Origin of the sequence: Pseudomonas cichorii, assembly GCF_015471405.1 — a bacterium.
GTDB lineage: Bacteria > Pseudomonadota > Gammaproteobacteria > Pseudomonadales > Pseudomonadaceae > Aquipseudomonas > Aquipseudomonas serbiensis.
In genome coordinates, this window is the sequence record NZ_BLVZ01000003.1 from 137,254 (window position 1) to 158,580 (window position 21,327).

Genomic DNA, 21,327 nt, shown 5'->3' on the forward strand with positions numbered 1-21,327 from the left:
AGTCACAACTCTATCTAAGGCGCCATGCTGCGCAAGATCAATGCCGACAGATGCGCCGTCGTTTCATCTGCCAGATCGAGGCTGTACTGCAACAGCACGGGGCTGATGTAGGGGCGCATCACCAGATAAATGGCATTGGTCACCTCGTCCAGCGGCGTCTTGCGCTCGAATTCGCCGGCCTCCCGGCCTTCCCGGACAATCTGCTCGATCAGTTGTCGCAGGCGCGCTTCATGCTCGCGCGCCGAGGGCCACTTGTCCCTGGCCGAAACGGCGGCAATGTCATAGAGCTTGCGGTCGTGGAAGAACAGATTGCTGCCCGCCTCTAGCAAGGCCTTGAACATGCGCCGCAGCTTTTCGGAAGCGGTCGGCGCATCCACAACAGCCGCATCGATGATCTCCATGATGGCGGCCAGCCGGTTCGCGCAAATAACCTCGCCAATCGCCTGCTTGGAGTCGAAGAACTTGTAGATATAGGCCTTGGAAAAGCCGATGGCCTTGGCCAGATCGGACACGGTGGTCTTCTCGTAACCATAGTGTCCGAAGTGCTGGGTGGCGGCTTCGACGATCTGGTCGCGAACGCTATGATCCGAAGGACCGCGTGAGGGGGATGCATTCATGGTTTCAGTCATTTTCCCGGCTTGGCCTGCGTGACGCTGATTGACAACGAGTGACTATATTTCAATTTGGTCATTACTTTCTACCTTCTGGCCCTTTCGCGAATGAATTCGTTCCTGCCTGTTTGCTATCCATTCATTCATGAAAACAGCTCATGACTCCATCCCGTCTTGCGAGCTTAATGAATCCCTGACCATCTTCTATGATGCCTGTTCAACTCTGTTCCTGCCCTCAAGGACTCCGGATGAATGAGTCTGCACCTCACGTAATCGGCCTCATACTGGCAGCCGGGCGCAGCAAGCGCTTTGCTGACGACAAGCGCCGGGCACTTCTGCCCGATGGGCGCAGCATGCTGCAAGCCAGTATCGACACGGCCAGACAGTCCTTCAATGAAGTCTGGGTGGTACTGCGCAGCGATGACGATGCGCAGGCACTGGGGATTGTGCCCGATGTCGGCATCGTGCACAGCGAACAGGCCGACCTCGGCATGGGCCACAGCCTGGCCAGCGGTATCGAGGCGCTGATGCCCTCGCCTGCCATCGCTGTCGCCGTCCTGCTCGCCGACATGCCATGGCTGCAGACCGCGACGTTGCGCAGCCTTGTGCAACTGGCCGATCCACAGCGTATCGCCCAGCCGGTATATGCCGGACAGCGCGGGCACCCGGTCATCATTGGCCGCCAATTCTGGCCAGAACTTCTTTTGCTCAAAGGCGATCAGGGCGCAAAGACATTGCTGGCAGCCAATGCCTCGGCATGCGACCTCATGGCAACGGATGATCCCGGCACCGTGCGCGACGTCGATACGCCAGAGCAACTTCACTCAAGTTGAAATCAGGGAAGCCCACACCATGAAGCACTTAGCCGCTGCGACCTTTCTCGCGTGTTCAATGGCAGAAGCCAGTCAAGGCACACCCAAGCCGGACCCCAAGCCTTCGCCGGATGTTCTGGCAGTCGCGCCACAGCTATATAGCTACACGACAGACTTGCTGTTTGCCGAAGTCTGGAAACGCAAAGACCTTGAACCCCGTGACCGCAGCCTGATCACCCTGGCCTCTCTGCTGGCTGGCGGGCAAACGGCGCAGATGACCGGCCATATCAATCTGGGTCTGGACAATGGCCTGAAACCCGGCGAAATCAGCGCCCTGATTACCCATCTCGCATTTTATAGCGGCTGGCCCAATGCAATGTCAGCAGCAGCCGTAGCGAAAAAGGTCTTTGCCGAAAGAGGCCTTACAGTCGAGCCGCCGTCGAAGGAGCGTCTGACGCTGAATGAGGAAAGCGAGAAAAAGCGCCGGGAGAGTGTCGAAAATGCCGTCGGCTCTGTGGCACCGGATCTCGCCCACTACACCAATGACGTTCTGTTCGGCGATCTATGGCGAAATACCGAGCTCAGCCCAAGGGATCGCAGCCTGATCACCGTCGCGGCGCTCATCACCCAGAATCAGTCGGCGCAACTGACGTTTCACCTGAATCGCGCCATGGATAACGGCCTGACCCAGGCCCAGGCCTCGGAAGTGGTGACGCACCTGGCCTTCTATGCGGGCTGGCCGAAAGCGATGTCCGCCGTGCCGGTGCTCAAGGAAGTCTTCGAGTCACGCAAGAGCTGAAACCGGCTCGAACCAGAACCCCGCAGAGTCACCGTGGCAATTCTGCGGGGTTCGTCAAAACGCTCACTATCATTTATCCAGGGCAGCCGCCTGAGCGTATTCCTGTTCGCTGACCTGCTGCATCCACTCAACGACCTTGCCATCCAGAGACTCGGCAATGGCGATGTGAGTCATGCCGGTTTTCGCAGTCGCACCATGCCAATGCCTGACATTGGGCGGAATCCATACCGTATCGCCGGGGCGGATGGTCTTGATCGATTGCCCCTGCTGCTGAACCAGGCCCGTCCCCGCAGTGACGATCAGGGTCTGGCCCAATGGATGGGTATGCCAGGCGGTACGTGCGCCCGGCTCGAAAGTGACTGTCGCGCCACCGACTCGTGCATCGCCGGTCCCCTTGAAAGGAGCATCCACGCGCACCTGACCTGTGAAATAGTCAGCCGGCCCCTTGGCCGAAGGTTGGGAGCCGTTCTGAGTGACGGTAACGACCGGGCTCGTCTCGCTGTGAGCTTCAGTTGCCAGAAGGGAAAGGGAAAGTGCTGTTGCTGCAAGCGTCTTCAATTACAGTCCTCCATCTACATGGATGAGCGCGCCGGCGGGGCATGGAGGTCGTCAATCACAGAGTTGCCTGACTCATGCCCACTCTGGAGGCGGCTGCGTCGATTTTGCCGTATCCCTTTGCGGCGATACGACATATCCAATCTATCAGCCTGAAGAGTCAGTGATTAGTCACCTGAATCAGCTAACCGCCATGAGCCAGCCTCATCAATGCGCAACATCAGGCAGCGCTGGAGCGCTTGACCGTCACGATCAGGATGCCGCCGATAATTGCCATGATCCCGACAATCAACGTCATCGTCAGTTGTTCGCCCATGAAGACCACCGACATCAACAACCCCACAACCGGAACCCCGAGCATCGCCGTCGACATGCTGGTGCTTGAAAGCCACATGCTGGCGGCATTGACCGCGCAAAAGCAGAACGCCGTTGCCAGAGGCCCCATGAAGATCAGGATCTCCCACAAGGTTCTGGAGCCATCCCCCGTGAAAGGCCCTTCGGTGAAGTAAGCCAGGGCGATCAAGGGAACGGTGGCGACCAGCATCTGCCAGGGTGCCAGTTGGTAGGCACTGGTGGTGCTTTTGGAGTAACGCAGATGCAGGATGCACATTGCCCAGCAGAATGAAGCAGCCAGCAGCATCAGGTTGGCTTTCACCAGTGCTCCGTTGCCCCAGTCCAGAGTCAGGGGGTTGAACAGCACACAGACACCGACGCCGCCCAACAGCGTGCCGATCAGTTGCCGCGTGGACAGTTTTTCACGCAGGAACATGACGGCAATCGGCGTCACCCACAACGGCGTGGTGTAGGCCAGGACGGCAGAGCGCCCGGCAGGCACCTGAGTCATGGCAATCGCGCCCAGCACGGTAAAGGTCAGCATTTGCAGCAGACCGACACTCAGGATCAACGGCAGATCCTGCCGGGTGGGCAGCCGCAGCTTGCCGGTCACCATCTGTAATGCGAACAGGCAGGCTGCACCGGTAGCAAAGCGCAGGGTTGAAAACCAGACAGGGGTAATGTGCTCAAGGCCGGTTTTCATGACCGGCCAGTTGGCACCCCAGATAAGGATTGCCATGACCAGTAAAAGCACGCCCTTGGCCTTGGAAGAAGACACCAGACTCTGCGCATGAGTCGAGTCAGTCACCATGGTGTTGTGCTTGCTTGCGTCCGGCATGTTTCTCCCCTCGTGGAAGCGCGTTTCGAGGGAAAAATTTTAACTGGCGTATCGGGAGAAAGTTTCTCCCTTCTTTGCTATCAATCGAACGGATCAAAGATGTAATCTCTGCAAAATCACGTTTTCACAGAGGTTTATTCTTTTGAAAAAACTGGATCGGACCGATATCAGCATTTTGAACACCCTGCAGCAGGATGCTGGCATCACCAATGCGGACCTGGGTCGTTCGGTAAATCTCTCACCTACGCCCTGCTTCAATCGGGTCAAGGCCATGGAGGAAGCGGGCCTGATCAAGGGGCAAGTGACGCTGCTGGACCCTCAGGTATTGGGCCTGCATCTCAATGTATTCATCCATGTGAGCCTGGAAAAACAGGTCGAAGGCGCCTTGCGGCTATTTGAACAGGCCGTGGCAGATCGCCCGGAAGTGATGGAGTGCTACCTGATGACCGGCGATGCCGATTATCTGCTGCGCATTCTGGTGGCCAACATTCAGGACCTGGAGCGTTTCATTCTGGATCACCTGTCGAAGATTCCGGGGGTCGCGAATATCCGCTCCAGCTTTGCCCTCAAGCAGGTGCTTTACAAGACGGCCCTGCCGCTGCCGCCCAACGGGCTGACGCTCTCAGAACCTAGATAACCCGCTTCAATGTTCAGCCTGAGGAGTGGCGAAGCTGACAAACGTCAGGTTCGCGCCACACTCGATCAGGGAATTGATCAACGCCGACATGGCTGCGCCGCTGAAATGCTCCGTCATGTCGCAAGCACTTGCCCAGTAACCGCTCAGAATCCACAGACAATCCTCATTGGCGCTTCGGCCAAGCGCATACCCAAGGCATCCTGGCGCGCCCTGAAGCTGGGCAATGTGCAGCTTCACACGGCTCTCGAAAAACGGGTCCGTGTCTTCGATGAAACGAATTTCCAATGCATTCATGGCATTGATATGCATTACAGCACTCTCCCGCGAAACCCGAGCCATGCATTCAGGTGGTTGATTTCTATCCCGGTAGCGAACTTAACGATCAAGCCGCTTCATGACTACAAGGTTCAGCCGAATGCACTCATGAACTCGACTCATCAATAAGCCATTCACGCCAGAGGTCACGCCCCTAAACTTCGGGCCAGACAGGCCGAAAACAAGATAGTCAGGTGCTTTCAGATGCCCGAAAAGAGGGAAAACGTCGTTGTGTGACGGGTCAATCTCGCTGATCAGGCCTTAATCCTGGATACATCCTGTAATATTTAGCTTGCTATCAATGGCAGGAAAACGCTCTCATTTTCAGGTTAACGGCTCCCAAAAAGCGCTTTCTGGATTACATCAGGCTCGACAGGACAGGCAGGACAAGGCTCTAGAACGTGATGGCAACTCGCACCAAAGGTTCACATTATGCGAAAATGCCGAGTCATCGCCGACTTGGAGAGCCTGACAGAACATGGCAGCATGCGCGCGCTCGCCAGATCTGACGATGGTGAGCTTATGACACGCAGGTCACCGTAGCATGTCGCGGCAGCCTTGATGACGGACAAAGACACCCCAGACGTGTCTATGCGTACCGACCAGGCGTCGCAACTCCGTGAGGAAGCTGATGGGTATGGCTTGCGAGTGCAGGCAGATGTCTTTTCTGCACGAGAGCCGTACCAACAGAACTATGTGTCACTCAAGCCGCTGAAGCCAATGATGATAAGAAGTCAGCGCAGGAGGACATAAAAGTGAGGTCTAAAGCGTTATTGTATTGGCCTTGTATGTCCATCTCTAGTCCTTGTGGGTGTGAGAGTTTGTCGCATGCGGCATAGCATGCGACACGCCATGGCTCCCATAAACAGAAGTAGAGAGCGGATGGCGTTTATCATATGGATCACAGTATGTTGAAGAAAATGAACACGGCTCTGCTGGGCCTGGCTATGTCGATGGGTCTCATGCCCTTGCATGCGGCTGAAGCAAAAAAAGTAGACGTTTTGCTCATCGGGGGGGGAATCATGAGTTCGACCCTGGGTATCTGGCTCAATGAGCTGGAGCCAGGCTGGTCGATCGAAATGGTTGAACGTCTTGATGGCGTCGCACAGGAAAGCTCGAACGGCTGGAACAACGCCGGTACTGGTCACTCTGCCCTGGCCGAGCTGAACTACACGCCAGAAAAAGATGGCAAGATCGACGTCTCCAAGGCCATCGAAATCAACGAATCCTTCCAGATCTCCCGCCAGTTCTGGGCGTGGCAGGTCAAGAACGGTGTGTTGAAAAACCCGCGTTCGTTCATCAACTACACCCCGCACATGAGCTTCCTGTGGGGCGACAAGAACATTTCGTTCCTGAAAAGACGCTATGAAGCACTGAAGGTCAACCCTCTCTTCAGCGCCATGCAGTACTCCGAAGATCAGGAGCAGATCAAGAAGTGGGTTCCGCTGATGATGGAAGGGCGTGACCCGAACCAGAAGATCGCGGCTACCTGGACTCCGATCGGTACTGACGTGAACTTCGGCGAAATCACTCGCCAGTTCGTGGGCCACCTGAAGAACCAGCCTAACTTCAATCTGCAACTGTCGAGCGAAGTTGAAGACATCAAGCGTAATGCTGATGGCTCGTGGCGCGTGTCCTACAAGAACCTGAAAGACGGCAAGGAAACCGAAACCGACGCCAAGTTCGTGTTCATCGGTGCTGGCGGTGGTGCACTGCACCTGCTGCAGAAGTCCGGCATTCCTGAAGCCAAGGAATACGGTGCATTCCCTGTTGGTGGTTCGTTCCTCGTGACCGAAAACCCACAGATCGCCGATCTGCACATGGCCAAGGCCTATGGTCAGGCTTCGGTTGGTGCACCTCCAATGTCGGTTCCTCACCTGGACACCCGCGTACTGGATGGCAAGCGCGTTATCCTGTTTGGCCCATTCGCGACCTTCTCCACGAAGTTCCTGAAAGAAGGCTCTTATCTGGACCTGCTGACCAGCACCACCCTGCACAACGTCTGGCCAATGACCCGGGTAGGCATCAAGGAATACCCACTGGTTGAGTACCTTGCCGGCCAGCTCATGCAGTCCGATGATGATCGCTTCGCAGCCCTGAAAGAGTACTTCCCTAACGCCAAGAAAGAAGACTGGCGTCTGTGGCAGGCAGGTCAGCGCGTTCAGATCATCAAGCGTGATGAAGAGAAAGGCGGCGTCCTGAAACTGGGTACCGAGATTGTCAGCTCCAAGGACAACAGCATTGCCGGCCTGCTGGGCGCATCGCCAGGTGCATCGACCGCAGCTCCGATCATGCTGAGCGTTCTGGAGAAGATCTTCAAGGACAAGGTTGCAACCCCTGCCTGGCAGGAAAAGCTGCACCAGATCATCCCAAGCTACGGCACCAAGCTGAACGATCATCCTGATCAGGTTGCCAAGGAATGGGCTTACACCAGCGAAATCCTGCAACTGCCAGCACCTCCAGCTGTTGGCGCTGCAGCACCGGCTCCGGCAGCAACACCTGCCAAGCCACGCGAAAGCAACGCAGCGACTGATATGGCGCTGTAATGCCAAAGCCCCATCAAACCTGGTTTGATGGGGCTTTTTTCTGTAGCCGGGAAATACCGCTTTACCGCCTCCCCTACCTTCCCTCCTGACGCCTACTTCGCGAACAACTGCCCCATATCCTTGAACGCCTTGAACTCCAGTGCGTTGCCACAAGGGTCAAGCAGAAACATCGTCGCCTGCTCACCCACCTGCCCCTTGAAGCGGATGTAAGGCTCGATCACGAAACGAGTCTCGAACGACCTCAAACGCTCGGCAAGCGCTTCCCACTGCTCCCATTGCAACACGATGCCAAAGTGCGGAACAGGCACGTCATGCCCGTCCACCGGATTGCTATGCGCACTTTCCTGCACTGCGTTCTTCGGCGCTTCGTGAATCACCAGTTGGTGACCATAGAAATTGAAATCGACCCAGTGATCACTGGAGCGCCCTTCTTCCAGACCAAAAACCTGACCATAGAAGGAACGCGCAGCCGCAAGGTCGTAGACGGGGATCGCAAGGTGAAAGGGAGAAAGACTCATCGAAAACTCCAGGCTTTTGGTTTTTATCAACCGCAAGGGCTTGCTTGCGGCTGTTCAAGTGCTGGAGAAATCATAGAAGCTGCGACTCAACAATAAAATCAATATATATTTCTCAGACTGACAAAAGAGATTTATCAATGATTCGTGAGCTGAAAACCCTTGTCGCGGTCGCACAAGAAGGCACCTTTGCCGCCGCCGGAAACCGGATCGGTCTGACCCAGGCTGCCGTCAGCGCACAGATGCAACGTCTCGAAACCGAACTTGGCTATCAGCTATTTGATCGCAAGGGCCGCTCGGCACAGCTCAATCGAATGGGGCATCAGACCCTCCTGCAAGCCCAGGAACTGATCCGCCTCTACAACAACCTTGGCTCGACAGCCAGCGGACAACCCGAGAGCGTACTGGTCAATATCGGCGCAATTGCCTCGGTCCAGCGCTCACTGCTCCCCGATGCACTGGCAGCCTTCCACCGCCAATGGCCTCAATGTCGCACCCGCGTCATACCGGGTGTATCCATGCAACTGGTTAACCTGGTGGATGCCGGCGAAATCGACATGGCGGCCATCATCCGCCCACCCTTCGCACTGCAAAGCGACCTGCGCTGGACCGCTCTGGCCAGCGAACCCTATCGCCTGATCGTCCCGAACCACCTGCCCGGCGATGACTGGGCCGAACTGCTGTCCACCCAGCCCCTGATCCGCTACGACCGCACCTCGTTCGGCGGCCGACAGGTCGACCGCTTCCTGCGCCAGATGCACTTCACCCTGCGCGAAGCCTGCGAGCTGGATGAACTTGAAGCCATCATCAAACTGGTCGCCAATGGCGTAGGCGTGGCATTGGTTCCCCAGACAGCCGACCACCGGCAATGGCCCGCCGAAGTGCGGGCACTGGATTTAGGCGCGCACACGTTTCATCGCGATGTGGGGTTGGTACATCGGGCCAGGGAGAGCTTGAGCGAGCCGGTGAGGTTGTTGATTGAGTTGGTGGAGGGGTTGGTGCAGGTGCGTAGATAAACCACGACAATTCTTCAGAAAAGAACCGGTTTTCTTCAAAAAGCCTGTAAGTCGAAAGACTCTGTAGATATCTGCCGTAAAAAACACAAACTGAAACGATTAACCCACTGGTTTTCCTTATGCTTTACAGATATTTTCCCGCGATTCCAGCAGGGCATGTGCTCTGACAGCCTTCCAGGTCATCTTGCAGGTGTTTATGAGTACCCCGGTCCAGCGCCCTAAAAGCAAAGCTTTTTTTCTTGGGCTGGCGTTTTGTCTGTTGCTGAGCCTAGGCATTACTTTGGCCTTGATCTGGCTTCCCGACCAGTACCCGGCCAATAGTTACATCGAACTCGCCCTGATCATTCAAACACTTTTTCTGGGCAGCCTGTGCGTCTCCACATGCCTGCGCCAAAAGCAGTCGCAGGCGCAGTTCGACGAACTGATTGCACAGAAAAACCAGATCAGCTTCTTGAATGCACGCATCACCAACCTGATCAATGCCGCCACCCAGGTTGCCGTCGTCACGACTAACGCGCAAGGAGAGACAAAGCTTTTCAGCGATGGTGCCCAGGCCATGTTCGGCTTCAACCGCGAGGAGATGCTTGGCCGCAACAATGTTCAGATGCTTTATGTAAAGGAAGAAATCGATGCACGCCGACAATTGCTAACCGACCCCACCCTTCTTGCACTGACCGACAAACAGCTCATTCGCAAGCTCTCCAACGACGACAACGGAGTCAGCAAACCAACCGAATGGACTTATCGGCGCAAAGACGGCAGCCAGTTCACCGGAGAACTGCGCCACGCGCGATTCAGCGACGCAAATAGCGGTGAAGTCGAACACATCAGCGTAATCATTGACGTCAGCGAGCGAATCGAATTACTCAACAGTGTCCAGAAAAGCAAGGCACTGCTTACGCAGTTGACTCAACACATCCCGAATATGCTGTATCAGTTTCATTTGCGAGCGCCTGGTGACGGTTACTTTTCATTTTGCAGCCCCAGCATTGAAGACATCTTCGAGTTGAGTGCCGAAGCAGTCATCGGTGCCAACTTCTCCGATAACCCACTCTTCAAGCGCCTGCATCCCGACGACTTGCCATTGATCAGGGCAGTTTCTGTGGCATCAGTGGAAACCGGCGATGGCTGGATGTGTGATTTCCGCGTAGTGCTACCCGTTAAAGGCGTGCGCTGGCTGCGCGGAGATGCCCATGCCGAACGCCAGCCGGACCAGACATTCATCTGGTACGGCTCGTTCAGTGACATTACCGAACTCAAGGACCGAGAAGAAAAACTTCAAACCCAAGCCGTCACTGACGAATTGACCGGCATCTATAACCGCCGCCATTTCATAAGTTCGCTGGAACAACTGGTGGACACCGGTAAACGCTACGCCACCCCTTTCTCGCTGATCACATTTGACCTGGACCACTCCATGGCCGAATCAATCAATGATCGATTCGGCCATGGAGTGGGCGATACCGTATTGCAGCAAGTCTGCACACTGATTCGCCAGCGCCTGCGTTCCAGCGATATTTTTTGCCGAATCGGCGGCGAAGAATTGGCAATCCTTTGCCCGCTTACCTCACATGCAGACACCGAAAAACTGGCCAATATGCTGTGCCAGGCATTAGCTAATCATGAAATCGATGTCGCTGGCCGCGTCACCGCCAGTTTCGGCTTTGCCGCCTGGACGAAAGACCTGAGCGCCGAAGAACTGCTGAGCCTTGCCGACATGGCCAGTTACAACGCCAAGAAGAATGGGCGCAACCGGGTTGTAGGGGCCTAAGGGCCGTCATCCATAGTTCACGACCAATAACCAGCAACAGTGCAGGCACGGGGACACGCATACATTTCATGGGGATGCAGAGCTGGCGACAGCGAGAAAATGCATCCCCTGTATCATCACCCGAACCGGATCACTGCTTTAGATCCGCCATCAGCTTGCCAGTGAGCAGATCGATAGCACGATTGAACGCCGAACGCAGTGCCTCGGGGTCAGCAGCATACCTTTCTGGAGTAAATGCCTTGTCATTACCGGCGCTCATTGCGGTGATGGTTTCAAAGTTACGCCATATCTGCTCATCGCCACGCCTCATGACAGCGACGACGCCCATCGTCGGATAAAGCTCTTTGCTGAAGTTGACCAAAGACACTCCCCATTGGCCGCCTCTCAACTCGATTGTTGCATCTGCACCCGCTTCATCTGCAACGACGACAAAGAGCTTCTCCTGCGCAATTCTTGCTTTGAAGCGATCACGCAGCATGGCACCAACATCAATACCGTTACGTTGCATGTTGAGCAGAATGGCTTCTCTCGGGGTGATCCCGGCTTGTGCGGGAGACTGACTCGTGGTGGACAGAACCATCGGATAAAGAGAAGTACCTGCGGCGGCATTGGTTCCTGCACTCACACCCGCCTCCCAGGCTTGAGTCATACTGTTGAACTGAAAATATTGCGGCGAAAACTCTACCGGGGAGAGCCAGACGGTTTTGACTCGCTGTCGGTTCTCATGACTAAAGATCTTTGGTTACGCAGCCACACAACATAAATATGAGGCACAACAATACAGCCATGCGTCCGCTTGAAAAGTGCATTACAACTTCCTGAAATTGATATTCATGCACCACTATCACGGGTACGTTACACGAACGATATCGGCTGCTGAAGCAAGCGTATAACGCAGGTGCATATGGGCAGCATGCGTGCCACCTTGGCCAAGATCAAAGCAGCCGAGAGCCGAAGAGGCAATAAGCCTCCTCGGCGACTCAGTATCAGGTAAACAGGTCGACACCCAGCTGGAAAGCGACCCAGAGCGCCAGGCATGTTGCGAAGAACAATGCGATATTTTCAAACAGGTTATTGCGATATTTCTTGTCCAGCAGCGACTTCTGGTTGGACATGATCAACAGGCCCAGCGAAATGACCGGCAAACCAATGATGTTCAGCGCACTGACCCCAATGGTCAAGGTAACGAAATCCGGCATGCCAGGCAGCGACCAGATCAATGGCGTTACCAGAATGAACAGCATGAACCACTTATGCATGGGGTCATGGTGAAACTCTTTACCGTACCTCTCGCGACGAGCAGGCCTGACATGCTGGAACGCATCGGTAATCAACATCGGGAATGCAGTGGTTTTTCCTGAAATACTGGCGAACAGAGTCGCGAATACGCCAATAAAGAACACATACCAACCAGCGGGGCCAAAGAACATTTCCAGCGCCTTGCCCAAGTCACCCAAGGTCTTCACCTCGATACCGTTTGGCCGCAGAATTTCTGCTCCGACAATCCAGATGGCCAGGTTAATGACGATCCCGACGCACACGGCAAACAATAAATCGTTACGCTGAACACGCTTGTGTTGCGGCCCTACCCAGCCCTTCTGGCGCATGACATAGGGATGCACGAAGTTTGCAATGGAACCTGCAACCGCGCCGATCACCGATACCGCAACCAGCAGCGCGCCATGCACACCTTCATCCGGCGGGATACTGAAACCAATGGTGCCTTTGACGATACCCACAACATCCGGGCCGGACATGACAGCCAAGGCGATAAAGGCCAGGGTCATGACAGCCAACAACAACTTCATCACGCCTTCGATCATTGAATAGATGTTGCGACCGACCAGCATCCATACAGCCAGCACCACCGCTACCGAACAGAGCAATGGGTGGTCGATCTTGAACAGCATCGCCAGCGACTCACCTGCCCCTTTGATCATGTAGGCATTCATCAAATGCCCCATCAGCAAGGCATAAACAAGCATGAACCAGGCAAAAAAGGGATTCAGTTGCGCATAACCCTGAAGGATTGTCATACCTTGGTTGTTGCACAACTGGAAGCGAGCAATGATGTTTACGATCAGGTATCTCAACAGCAGAGAAACCGCCAACACCCACATCATCGCGTAACCGTAATTCGCTCCTGCGACAGACGACGTAATCAGATCACCTGCACCTAGCCAGGACAGTACGGCAATGATGCCCGGCCCCAGCAGTTTCAGCATTCGTGTAAATCGATTTTGTGCGCGCCCGGATGCCTGACCTTCAACGGAAGGAATGCTTGCCATAGAGGATGTCTCCATTATTGTTTTTGTTAGATCCATAGCAGTCGAACACAACTCATTAGACGTCGTACAACACTTCTGAAGAAAATGTGTTTTTAGATATTTCAATCCCAGGGTGTCAGCTAGAGTTGATGAAGGTTTCTCAGTGCTTATGGCACGTGAAGCCATGCGGGTCGTGTGCATGCATTACTGGAAGAGCTGCAACAACACGCAACCGGGGTGATCCTCGGACGGAACGGTGACCACACCCCAAAAAATACAGAAAAGGCCGAGGCATCATTTGAAGCGATGGCTGAAAAGCGAATCAGAAAGCAAACGCCAATACCCTACAGGACTTGCCTTTGTGAGGGGGCTGACTGCGTAAAAGCACCTGAAGATGGATACGATTCTCATGATGCACGCCTCTGAATCGATTGATTAGAGACGGCGCCGGATCGTCAGAATAGGGAGTGCGACCTTGTTTTCAGATATAAAAAAAGGTCTTGGACGTTTTTACTTCTGAAAGCCCAATGACGTATCAGCTGTCATTGGTATGCGCTTTCAGCAGAAACGACGCAAGACCTTGATTTACATCAAAAAATTCTGGCTCCACGACCTGGACTCGAACCAGGGACCCAGTGATTAACAGTCACTTGCTCTACCAACTGAGCTATCGCGGAATGAGAGCTATCTTACTGATTAAAATAGGTAAGTCAAGCATCCCCTTGAAAAAATATTGAGCATAAACAGTCATTTGCAGGCGCAGGGTTTCGTCGTGGGTTTGCTGTGGCGTAGTGTGTTCGCTTGCCCCCGCAACGCTTATCACAGAAAGGAGAACGAGATGACCCAGGCTAACCGTCTTGAAACGTTGTTCCCCACCGCTGACGACATTCCGGAGCAGTACCGTACAGGCCCGGCCATCGAGCAGCGGGAATATCTGGTCAATGGTGTACTGCAATCATGGCAAGGGCCTCTGGCTCCGGTGCGCAGTCCGGTTTGTCTGAGAAGTGAAACGGGGCTTGAGTCGGTGATTCTGGGCAGTACGCCGCTGCTGGATGCAGAAACGGCCATGACGGCACTCGATGCTGCGGTTCAGGCTTATGATCGTGGCCAGGGTCGCTGGCCGACGATGCGTGTGGTGGAGCGCATTCAGCATGTAGAGTCGTTCCTCAAACGCATGCGTGAACAACGCCAGGCCGTGGTGAATCTGCTGATGTGGGAGATCGGCAAGAACCTCAAGGACTCGGAAAAGGAGTTCGACCGTACCTGCGATTACATCGTCGACACCATCAATGCCCTGAAAGAACTGGACCGCCGCTCCAGTCGTTTCGAGCTGGAACAGGACACCCTTGGCCAGATCCGTCGTGTACCGCTTGGCGTGACGCTGTGCATGGGGCCTTACAATTATCCGCTCAACGAAACCTTCACCACCCTCATTCCGGCCCTGATCATGGGCAATACCGTGGTCTTCAAGCCCGCCAAGTTCGGCGTGCTGCTGATTCGTCCGCTGCTTGAAGCCTTCCGGGACAGCTTTCCGGCCGGGGTCATCAATGTGATCTACGGGCGCGGCAGGGAAACGGTCAGTGCCTTGATGGCCACCGGCAAGATCGACATCTTTGCCTTTATCGGCACCAACAAGGCCGCCAGCGACCTGAAAAAGCTGCATCCCCGTCCTCACCGCCTTCGTGCCGCGCTGGGGCTGGATGCAAAAAATCCCGGCATCGTGCTGCCCGATGTGGATCTGGATAACGCCGTCAACGAAGCGGTGACCGGTTCGCTGTCTTTCAATGGTCAACGTTGCACAGCCCTGAAGATCCTCTTCGTCCATGAGGATGTGGTGGATGGTTTTCTGGAGAAATTCCAGCAGAAGCTGGCACAGTTGAAGCCCGGCATGCCTTGGGAGCCTGGCGTGTCCCTTACGCCACTGCCGGAGCCAGGCAAGACTGACTACCTGCAAGGCCTGGTTGTCGACGCCACCGCAAAGGGTGCCCGGGTCGTCAATGAAGGCGGCGCAGACTTCAGCGAAACCTTCTTCTACCCTGCCCTGCTGTACCCCGTGACACCGGACATGCGCGTCTACCACGAAGAACAGTTCGGCCCGGTCGTGCCGGTAGTCGCTTATCGGGATCTGCAAACCGTGATCGACTATGTGCTCGACTCCGACTTCGGCCAGCAACTGAGCATATTCGGCAATGACTCTACCCAGGTCGGACGACTGGTGGATGCCTTTGCCAATCAGGTGGGCCGGATCAATATCAACGCCCAATGCCAGCGAGGCCCGGACCAGTACCCGTTCAATGGCCGCAAGAATTCCGCCGAGGGCACCCTGTCGGTTCACGATGCCTTGCGCGTGTTCTCGATCCGTACGCTGGTAGCGACCAAGTTCCAGGACAGCAACAAGACACTGATCAGCGACATCATCCGTAACCGGGAGTCCAGCTTCCTGACCACCGACTATATCTTCTGAAGTCCGGAATCAGGGGCGCAGTGCAAGGCTGCGCCCCTGACAATGCAGTGGCAGAAAGACATAAATCGCATTTGATAATGATTATCGAAAACAGGTAGCATGCCCACTTTCGGGCAGGACATGTCGCACCTCCCCACGCGATACGAGCACTAACCTCCGTGGATTCGTCCGCCAGCAAACTCGACCTTTATATGGCGCATCGCTCTGCCTTGGTGGACTATGCCGCGCCCATCGTAGGCTGCCGTGCTCGCGCCGAAGATGTGGTCCAGGAAGCCTGGCTGCGTTTCAATGGTCGCCCCAATCAAGACACCACCATCGACCATCCGGTCGGCTATCTGTATCGAATCGTACGAAACCTGGCCCTGGACCTGACACGCAGTATTGCGACCGAAAAACGCCAGCCCGACGGCGACACCCTGCTGGCGGAGCTACCAGCCGCTACTGCGTCCCCCGAGCAGGAAGCGGTCAGCCATGATGAGCTGCAACAAGTCTCCGATGCCCTGGCACAATTACCGGAGCGAACCCGCATGGCTTTCGAGATGCATCGTCTCGGTGGCTACACCCTGCAACAGATCGCAGCAGCTCTGGGTATCTCGGTCGGGCTGACTCACCAGTTGGTACATGATGCCTTGAGTCATTGCGCAGCCTGGCTGGAGCGAGGCAATGGCTGAGCCCCGTTCAAAGAATTTTCAGGAAAATCTGAAAAAAAACACGAGCCAAACGTCTTTTGCAGAAGGGAGCCATAGTGTGCGACCCTCTCACGCCTTTTCTACAGCTGGAGTCTTGCCGGACATGCCGCAAGCCGAACCTCGCCAAGCTCGTCTGGATATTGCCCTGGATTGGCTGATGCGTGTCCGGCAGGGGCCCGACGATGCTCGCTTGCAGGCTGAGCTTCAGGACTGGCTGCAGGCCGCACCGGAAAATGCCGAAGCCTTGCTCAAGGCCGAACGTGTCTGGAGCCTGACCGGCCAGCTTACTCCGGCAACAGCCCATAAATGGCCTCCGGTTCCACCTGTAGCGACAGCCCCTGCACCACCCGCACCTTTCGTCGCCCGCCCAAGACGCCGACGCACCTTGAGTTGGGCCGTAGGCGGAGCGCTTGCTGCCTGCCTCGTGGCTGCCGTGGCTCCCAGTCTGAATACTGCCTTGCAGGCGGACTTCCAGACCGCCAGCGAGCGACGCGAAATCCAGTTGCCGGACGGCAGCCGCGCAGTGCTCGACAGCAACAGCGCCATTGCCTTTGAATTCACGGCAACCCGCCGCGATATTCGCCTGCTGTGCGGGCAAGCCTTTTTCGAGGTCAAGCCTGATCGCAGCAAGCCCTTCAATGTAAGCGCACAAGACCTCGACGTGACCGTCACCGGCACAGCCTTCAATGTCGATCTGGAAGCGAAGAATATTGAAGTTGGCGTACAGCATGGCTCAGTAAAGGTCATTGAGCGCGGTTCAAACCGAATCCTGAATCCAGGCCTGAGCGCAGGCCAGCTACTGGACTTCAACCGCAGCACCGGCCAGGCAAAACTGCAAACCCTGCCTGCCAACCGCATCGCCACCTGGCGTAACGGCCAGCTAGTCGCCGACAACGCCCGCATGGCCGATATAGTGGACGAACTGCGCCGCTACCTGCCCGGCACCCTCTGGCTGAAAGACTCGCAACTGGCCGAGAAACGCATTACCGGCGTGTACGACACCAGCAACCCCGAGGCCGCATTGCGTGCAATGGCGCAGCCCCATGGGGCGAAGATTGAAAGCTGGGGACCTTGGGTGCTGGTGATCTCGCGGTAGTTTTGAAACGGAACACTGCTTTACTGACTGATCCGGTAATGAAACGTATTCTTCACCCCCGAAACCGTCACCGCCCTTCCCTCCACAATTCTCGGCTGATACCGGAAGGTTTCCGCTGCGGTCATTGATGGCCTTATAAACAGCGGATGACAGGTACCTTGAACCTGTGGGTTGACGACGCGGCCTTGAGGGGAAACGTCGTAGATAACGGTGCAGTCGCCTTCGATGCCTTTGTCCAGTGCGCGCTGGGGATAGTCGGGGGCTTCTTTGCTCAGAGGCTGGTATTGGCTGCTGTCGGCGGCGGCTGCCGTCTGTTGCTTGGCCTGGCGGGCGCGTTCAGCGGTTTGTCTGGCCTGTTCGGCCTGGCGTTGTTGCTCGGCCTGCTGCTGCGCCACGCGCTGTTGTTCCTGCTGACGCTGCTGCTCGGCCTCCTGGGCATGTTGCCGTTGCTCGCGCTTTTGCTCTTCGACGCGCTTGCGCGTCAGTGCGGCCTGTTCGAGTTGGCGGGCCTGACGTTGTGTATCGATCTGTGGCCTGGCGGGTTCGATGGGCCTGGCAACGGGCACTGGCTCAACCGCAGGCTCAATGACCGACGCAGGGGCAATCATGGCAGGTGCCGGTTCGGGCGGCAGGATAAACAACTGGGTGGTGATCGTTCGGGCGGGTTCAGGCGTTTTTTCCTGAATGCTCCAGCCGAACATCAACCCGCCCAGCAGCGCGCCATGCAGAGTAAAGGCGATGGCAGCAGCCAGCCCGTTGTTACGTAACCTGCTCCAGTCCATGGCGCTGGAGCCAGACGACTCGAATTCCAGTGTCATGGTGGTCATTGCGGGGCCTCTGTCACCAGTCCCAGATGAGTCACGCCGCTATGCTGCAAAGCGGCCATGGCGGCAACCACCCGCCCATAATCGGCCTTGTCGTCTGCGCGGATGAATACCTGGGTATCTGCACGTTCGGCCACCAGTCGGGCAATGCGGTCTTGCATATCTTCCAGACTGGCAGCGGTATCGGTCTGCGAATGGGTGTCGACGTTTTCCCCGAGGTTCCAGTAGTAACCGCCTTCGGCCTTGACTGACAAGGTCACGATGCGCTGCTTGGTGTCGGTGGGCAGCGCCTCACTGGCAACTTTCGGCAGTTCGATCTTCACGCCCTGGGTCAGCATCGGCGCGGTCACCATGAAAATAACCAGCAGCACCAGCATGACGTCGATATAGGGTACGACGTTCATTTCGGCTTTCGGACCATGTTTGCGTTGAGGTTTGACCAGCATGGAAAGTCCCTCAGGCCACAGCGGCCATAGTACGTGTCAGGCCTTGCAGGGTTCGATTCAAACGCACCTGCATTTCGTTGCCGAAGCTGTAGTAGCGAGCCGCAAGGGTCTGGCCGCGTGCGGCAAAGCGGTTGTAGGCAATCACGGCAGGAATGGCTGCGAACAGGCCGATGGCGGTCGCAATCAAGGCTTCGGCAATACCGGGCGCGACTGTGGACAGCGTGGCTTGCTGCACCTGAGACAAGCCGATGAAGGCATTCATGATGCCCCAGACAGTGCCGAACAGACCGATGTACGGGCTGACCGAGCCCACCGTGGCAAGAAATTGCAGGCCCTTTTCCAGTTGCAGTTCCTGCTCGCTGATTGCCACTTGAAGCGAACGCTCGACGCCGGACAACACGGCATCGGGTTCAATGTCCGGACGATGCCTGAGCTGCTGATACTCGGCATAACCCGCCTGAAATATCTGCTGAATGCCGTTGGCTCGATCACGGGCTTCAGTGGCCTCGCTGTACAGCGGCGACAGTTCCGGTTCGCGACGAAAGCGCTGCTGGAAAGCATCCATGGAATGTTCGTCGTGACGCAAGGCAAGGCTGCGCTGGATGATCAGATACCAACTGGTCAGCGAGGCCATCAGCAGGGTCAGCATCACAGCCTGGACCAGTACGCTGGCATTGCTGATCAACCCCCAGAGGGTCATGTGTTCTAGCGTGGCGTGCATCGTGGAATTCCTGATGTATGGCACCTTCCGGTCAAGGTCAGTGCCTTTATGAATCGATTGTTTATCACCGCTTGATGACAAACGACTTACGGCAGAGCCAGGGTTTTAACCACATCGGCCCAAGGGATGAATTTGAAGTTCTGCGCCTGTTCGGGCATGCGCTTGCGGCCGTCCTGCACCACCAGCATGCCTTTGCTCCATGGGCCGCCAAGGTTGGCCGAGGTCACTTCCAGACCATCGGTTTCAGAAGTCCCATCAATCCCGAGCCTGGCATTGAGGCCCACACGAAATGCGCCGCGCAGCGCATAAGGCGGTTCGGCATCCACCACCACATAGCTGTCATTGCCCTGGCTGGAGATCACCAGATAGTCATGCTGCTCGCTCTGATACAGCGCCAGCCCCTCGACATCGGCATGTACCACATCGCCGACCTTGATCACGCTGGACAGTGTTGCGGGCTGATCGGCACGGGCATCCACCGCCCAGACACCAACGTCCTCCTCGCCAAGAAACAGCCGCTGGCGCTGATCGTCGGCCACGCAGCCTTCCGGCTGGCTGTCCACCTTGAAACTGCGCACCAGTTCACCCCTGGCCTTGCCGTCAGGCGCGCTGATCCGGTATTGGAGGAAGCTGCCATCCTTGCCGTTGGCGAAGGCATAGAGCTCGCCACTGGCAGGCTGGAACAGGCAGATGCCATAGATCTGCGCCAGCGGCGTGGGAATTTCGCCCGCCTCGCGAAGCGCGCCACTGTTACGGTCGATGCTGAACAGGCTCAGGCTGTTGCGATCACGATTGCTGGCAACCGCCAGATCGACCTTCTGCTTGCCCAGCATGAAGCCGGGCCGTACATCGACGTTGTTCAGACGTCCGACGGCCAGTTCCTGAAGCTGCTTGCCCTTCAGGTCATAAACCAGCAGCCCCTGCTTCTTGTTGGTGCCCAGCACGCGACTTTGGGCCGGATTTTTCGGATGAATCCAGATCGCAGGATCGTCCGCAGCATCGCCCTGACGCGCTACCGGCTGACTCTGAGCGATAGCCGCCACGCCGGGCAGCGGCGCAGCCAGAGCGACCGGTTCAGGCTTCCAGCTCAGTTCCCCCTCAAACAGGCGGTCACCGTCGTTATCGTTGAGCAGCAATTGCAGGCCACTCTGGCTTTCATGAATCGACAGGCCTTCAGGCTTTTTCAGGTTCATCAGCGACAGTTCGGCTACCGATGACCAGCTCTCGCCATCGCCCTGCTGCTGATAGAGGTGCAAGGCCTTGCCCTTGGGATCGAGCGCCAGCAAACCACCAGGGACGACCGCCATGGCCCCCGCCGCCTGCTTGATTGCGCCAAACGGCTCACGCAAGGCAACCGGCGTGCGGGCTACATCGGCTTCGGGATGCGCCGGGTAAGCCCACCAGCCGATGTTCTGCTCATTGACGAACAAGCGATGTGCCGCGTCGTCCACCTGACAGAACTCCGCATTGGGCGGCAGCGGCAGGTTGCGCACCAGGCGAGGCTGCTCGCCGAGGTGCTCCCCGCTGCCGACCAGCCATTGCTCACCCTTGCCCTCGTCGCCGACCAGAAACAGGAACAGGTTGCTGGCGTCATCGCGATACAGGCACAAGCCGGTGACCGAATAATCCCGTGCTGGCAGGTAAACAGGCTTTGACCATTGGTTCTTTGCCGGATCGATGCGGCTCAGCATCGGTTGCTGACGCAGGTTGTCCAGCGTCGCCACCAATGCCGTCTCACCACTCTGACGGCTATCCAGCGCCTGATAGGAACCCGGCAGCCGGGCCAGTTGGCGCCCTTTGTCATCGAGCAGCAACAGGCCGGATTTGACACTGGCGGCCAGGCGTTTCGCCCCGTCACTGCCAGGCAGAAAACCCACGGACTGGGCCTTGAACGGCTCGCTTTCGGCCCAGCGCCCAAGGCTCATCTCGGGAGTGGGCGCAGCCTGTACGGCCCCGGCCATCAGGCCGATCAACAGCGACAGGCAACCCGCTTTACGTGGCAACAAAATCTTCATGAACACTTGAATCCTTGCACAAGGTTATCCGGCAACACGGGTGAAGGGCTGCCGGTA

At 56.5% G+C, this 21,327-nt stretch carries 20 protein-coding genes and 1 tRNA gene; 9 read left to right on the forward strand and 12 right to left on the reverse strand.

The window, feature by feature from the left end; genetic code table 11:
- Window positions 1-14 precede the first annotated feature (14 nt).
- Window positions 15-629, reverse strand: a complete 615-nt coding sequence (locus JL015_RS04620) for a TetR/AcrR family transcriptional regulator (RefSeq protein ID WP_201017616.1) — start codon at window positions 627-629, stop codon at window positions 15-17.
- 230 nt (window positions 630-859) lie between these two features.
- On the opposite strand from JL015_RS04620, the gene JL015_RS04625 reads away from it, so the two are divergent.
- Window positions 860-1,444, forward strand: a complete 585-nt coding sequence (locus JL015_RS04625; RefSeq protein WP_201017617.1) for a nucleotidyltransferase family protein — start codon at window positions 860-862, stop codon at window positions 1,442-1,444.
- A 19-nt stretch (window positions 1,445-1,463) separates the two neighbouring features.
- Complete coding sequence (locus JL015_RS04630; protein ID WP_201017618.1) at window positions 1,464-2,222, forward strand: carboxymuconolactone decarboxylase family protein; 759 nt, start codon at window positions 1,464-1,466, stop codon at window positions 2,220-2,222.
- Between the two features lie 69 nt (window positions 2,223-2,291).
- Here the strand turns inward: JL015_RS04630 and JL015_RS04635 are convergent, their stop codons facing one another.
- Window positions 2,292-2,741 (reverse strand): (R)-mandelonitrile lyase, encoded by a 450-nt coding sequence (locus tag JL015_RS04635; RefSeq protein ID WP_374063374.1) that lies wholly within the window; start codon window positions 2,739-2,741, stop codon window positions 2,292-2,294.
- A 256-nt stretch (window positions 2,742-2,997) separates the two neighbouring features.
- Window positions 2,998-3,948 carry a DMT family transporter gene (locus JL015_RS04640; RefSeq protein WP_201017620.1) on the reverse strand — a complete coding sequence of 317 codons (951 nt, stop codon included), beginning with the start codon at window positions 3,946-3,948 and terminating at the stop codon, window positions 2,998-3,000.
- Window positions 3,949-4,090: 142 nt separating this feature from the next.
- Here JL015_RS04640 and JL015_RS04645 point away from each other — a divergent pair, with 142 nt between their 5' ends.
- Window positions 4,091-4,585 carry an Lrp/AsnC family transcriptional regulator gene (locus JL015_RS04645; protein WP_201007281.1) on the forward strand — a complete coding sequence of 165 codons (495 nt, stop codon included), beginning with the start codon at window positions 4,091-4,093 and terminating at the stop codon, window positions 4,583-4,585.
- Window positions 4,586-4,591: 6 nt separating this feature from the next.
- Here the strand turns inward: JL015_RS04645 and JL015_RS04650 are convergent, their stop codons facing one another.
- Window positions 4,592-4,894: a putative quinol monooxygenase gene (locus JL015_RS04650; protein ID WP_201017621.1), complete on the reverse strand. Its 303-nt coding sequence runs from the start codon at window positions 4,892-4,894 to the stop codon at window positions 4,592-4,594.
- A gap of 914 nt (window positions 4,895-5,808) precedes the next feature.
- On the opposite strand from JL015_RS04650, the gene mqo reads away from it, so the two are divergent.
- Entirely contained in the window at window positions 5,809-7,446 is a 1,638-nt protein-coding gene (mqo, locus tag JL015_RS04655; protein ID WP_201017622.1) for a malate dehydrogenase (quinone), read from the forward strand.
- Window positions 7,447-7,538: 92 nt separating this feature from the next.
- Here mqo and JL015_RS04660 read toward each other — a convergent pair whose 3' ends face one another.
- Complete coding sequence (locus JL015_RS04660; RefSeq protein WP_025259725.1) at window positions 7,539-7,964, reverse strand: VOC family protein; 426 nt, start codon at window positions 7,962-7,964, stop codon at window positions 7,539-7,541.
- 137 nt (window positions 7,965-8,101) lie between these two features.
- On the opposite strand from JL015_RS04660, the gene JL015_RS04665 reads away from it, so the two are divergent.
- Together JL015_RS04665 and JL015_RS04670 are read left to right on the forward strand one after the other, a co-directional pair.
- Complete coding sequence (locus JL015_RS04665; RefSeq protein WP_201007285.1) at window positions 8,102-8,977, forward strand: LysR substrate-binding domain-containing protein; 876 nt, start codon at window positions 8,102-8,104, stop codon at window positions 8,975-8,977.
- A gap of 196 nt (window positions 8,978-9,173) precedes the next feature.
- Window positions 9,174-10,748, forward strand: coding sequence for a sensor domain-containing diguanylate cyclase (locus tag JL015_RS04670; protein ID WP_201017623.1), 1,575 nt, complete (start codon window positions 9,174-9,176; stop codon window positions 10,746-10,748).
- Between the two features lie 130 nt (window positions 10,749-10,878).
- Here JL015_RS04670 and JL015_RS04675 read toward each other — a convergent pair whose 3' ends face one another.
- The 3 genes from JL015_RS04675 to JL015_RS04685 all read right to left on the reverse strand — a co-directional run bounded on the left by JL015_RS04675 (window position 10,879) and on the right by JL015_RS04685 (window position 13,692).
- On the reverse strand, window positions 10,879-11,373 hold the full coding sequence (locus JL015_RS04675; RefSeq protein WP_201017624.1) for a hypothetical protein: 495 nt from the start codon (window positions 11,371-11,373) through the stop codon (window positions 10,879-10,881).
- Between the two features lie 361 nt (window positions 11,374-11,734).
- Window positions 11,735-13,036: an Nramp family divalent metal transporter gene (locus JL015_RS04680; protein ID WP_201007295.1), complete on the reverse strand. Its 1,302-nt coding sequence runs from the start codon at window positions 13,034-13,036 to the stop codon at window positions 11,735-11,737.
- 580 nt (window positions 13,037-13,616) lie between these two features.
- Window positions 13,617-13,692, reverse strand: a tRNA-Asn gene (locus JL015_RS04685).
- A gap of 161 nt (window positions 13,693-13,853) precedes the next feature.
- On the opposite strand from JL015_RS04685, the gene JL015_RS04690 reads away from it, so the two are divergent.
- The 3 genes from JL015_RS04690 to JL015_RS04700 all read left to right on the forward strand — a co-directional run bounded on the left by JL015_RS04690 (window position 13,854) and on the right by JL015_RS04700 (window position 17,264).
- A complete protein-coding gene (locus JL015_RS04690; protein ID WP_201017625.1) occupies window positions 13,854-15,479 on the forward strand; it encodes an NADP-dependent glyceraldehyde-3-phosphate dehydrogenase in 1,626 nt (541 codons plus the stop codon).
- A 158-nt stretch (window positions 15,480-15,637) separates the two neighbouring features.
- Window positions 15,638-16,150, forward strand: coding sequence for a sigma-70 family RNA polymerase sigma factor (locus JL015_RS04695; protein WP_025259719.1), 513 nt, complete (start codon window positions 15,638-15,640; stop codon window positions 16,148-16,150).
- A 121-nt stretch (window positions 16,151-16,271) separates the two neighbouring features.
- The gene (locus JL015_RS04700) at window positions 16,272-17,264 is read left to right on the forward strand and encodes a FecR family protein (protein ID WP_201017626.1); all 993 of its coding nucleotides are present in this window, start codon (window positions 16,272-16,274) and stop codon (window positions 17,262-17,264) included.
- 20 nt (window positions 17,265-17,284) lie between these two features.
- Here JL015_RS04700 and JL015_RS04705 read toward each other — a convergent pair whose 3' ends face one another.
- The 4 genes from JL015_RS04705 to JL015_RS04720 all read right to left on the reverse strand — a co-directional run bounded on the left by JL015_RS04705 (window position 17,285) and on the right by JL015_RS04720 (window position 21,270).
- Window positions 17,285-18,091, reverse strand: a complete 807-nt coding sequence (locus JL015_RS04705) for an energy transducer TonB (protein ID WP_201017627.1) — start codon at window positions 18,089-18,091, stop codon at window positions 17,285-17,287.
- Complete coding sequence (gene tolR, locus JL015_RS04710; protein WP_201017628.1) at window positions 18,088-18,534, reverse strand: protein TolR; 447 nt, start codon at window positions 18,532-18,534, stop codon at window positions 18,088-18,090. The genes JL015_RS04705 and tolR overlap by 4 nt, the downstream gene beginning before the upstream one ends.
- Window positions 18,535-18,544: 10 nt before the next feature.
- Window positions 18,545-19,255, reverse strand: coding sequence for a protein TolQ (tolQ, locus tag JL015_RS04715; protein WP_201002910.1), 711 nt, complete (start codon window positions 19,253-19,255; stop codon window positions 18,545-18,547).
- 86 nt (window positions 19,256-19,341) lie between these two features.
- Entirely contained in the window at window positions 19,342-21,270 is a 1,929-nt protein-coding gene (locus JL015_RS04720) for a phytase (protein ID WP_201017629.1), read from the reverse strand.
- Window positions 21,271-21,327 lie beyond the last annotated feature (57 nt).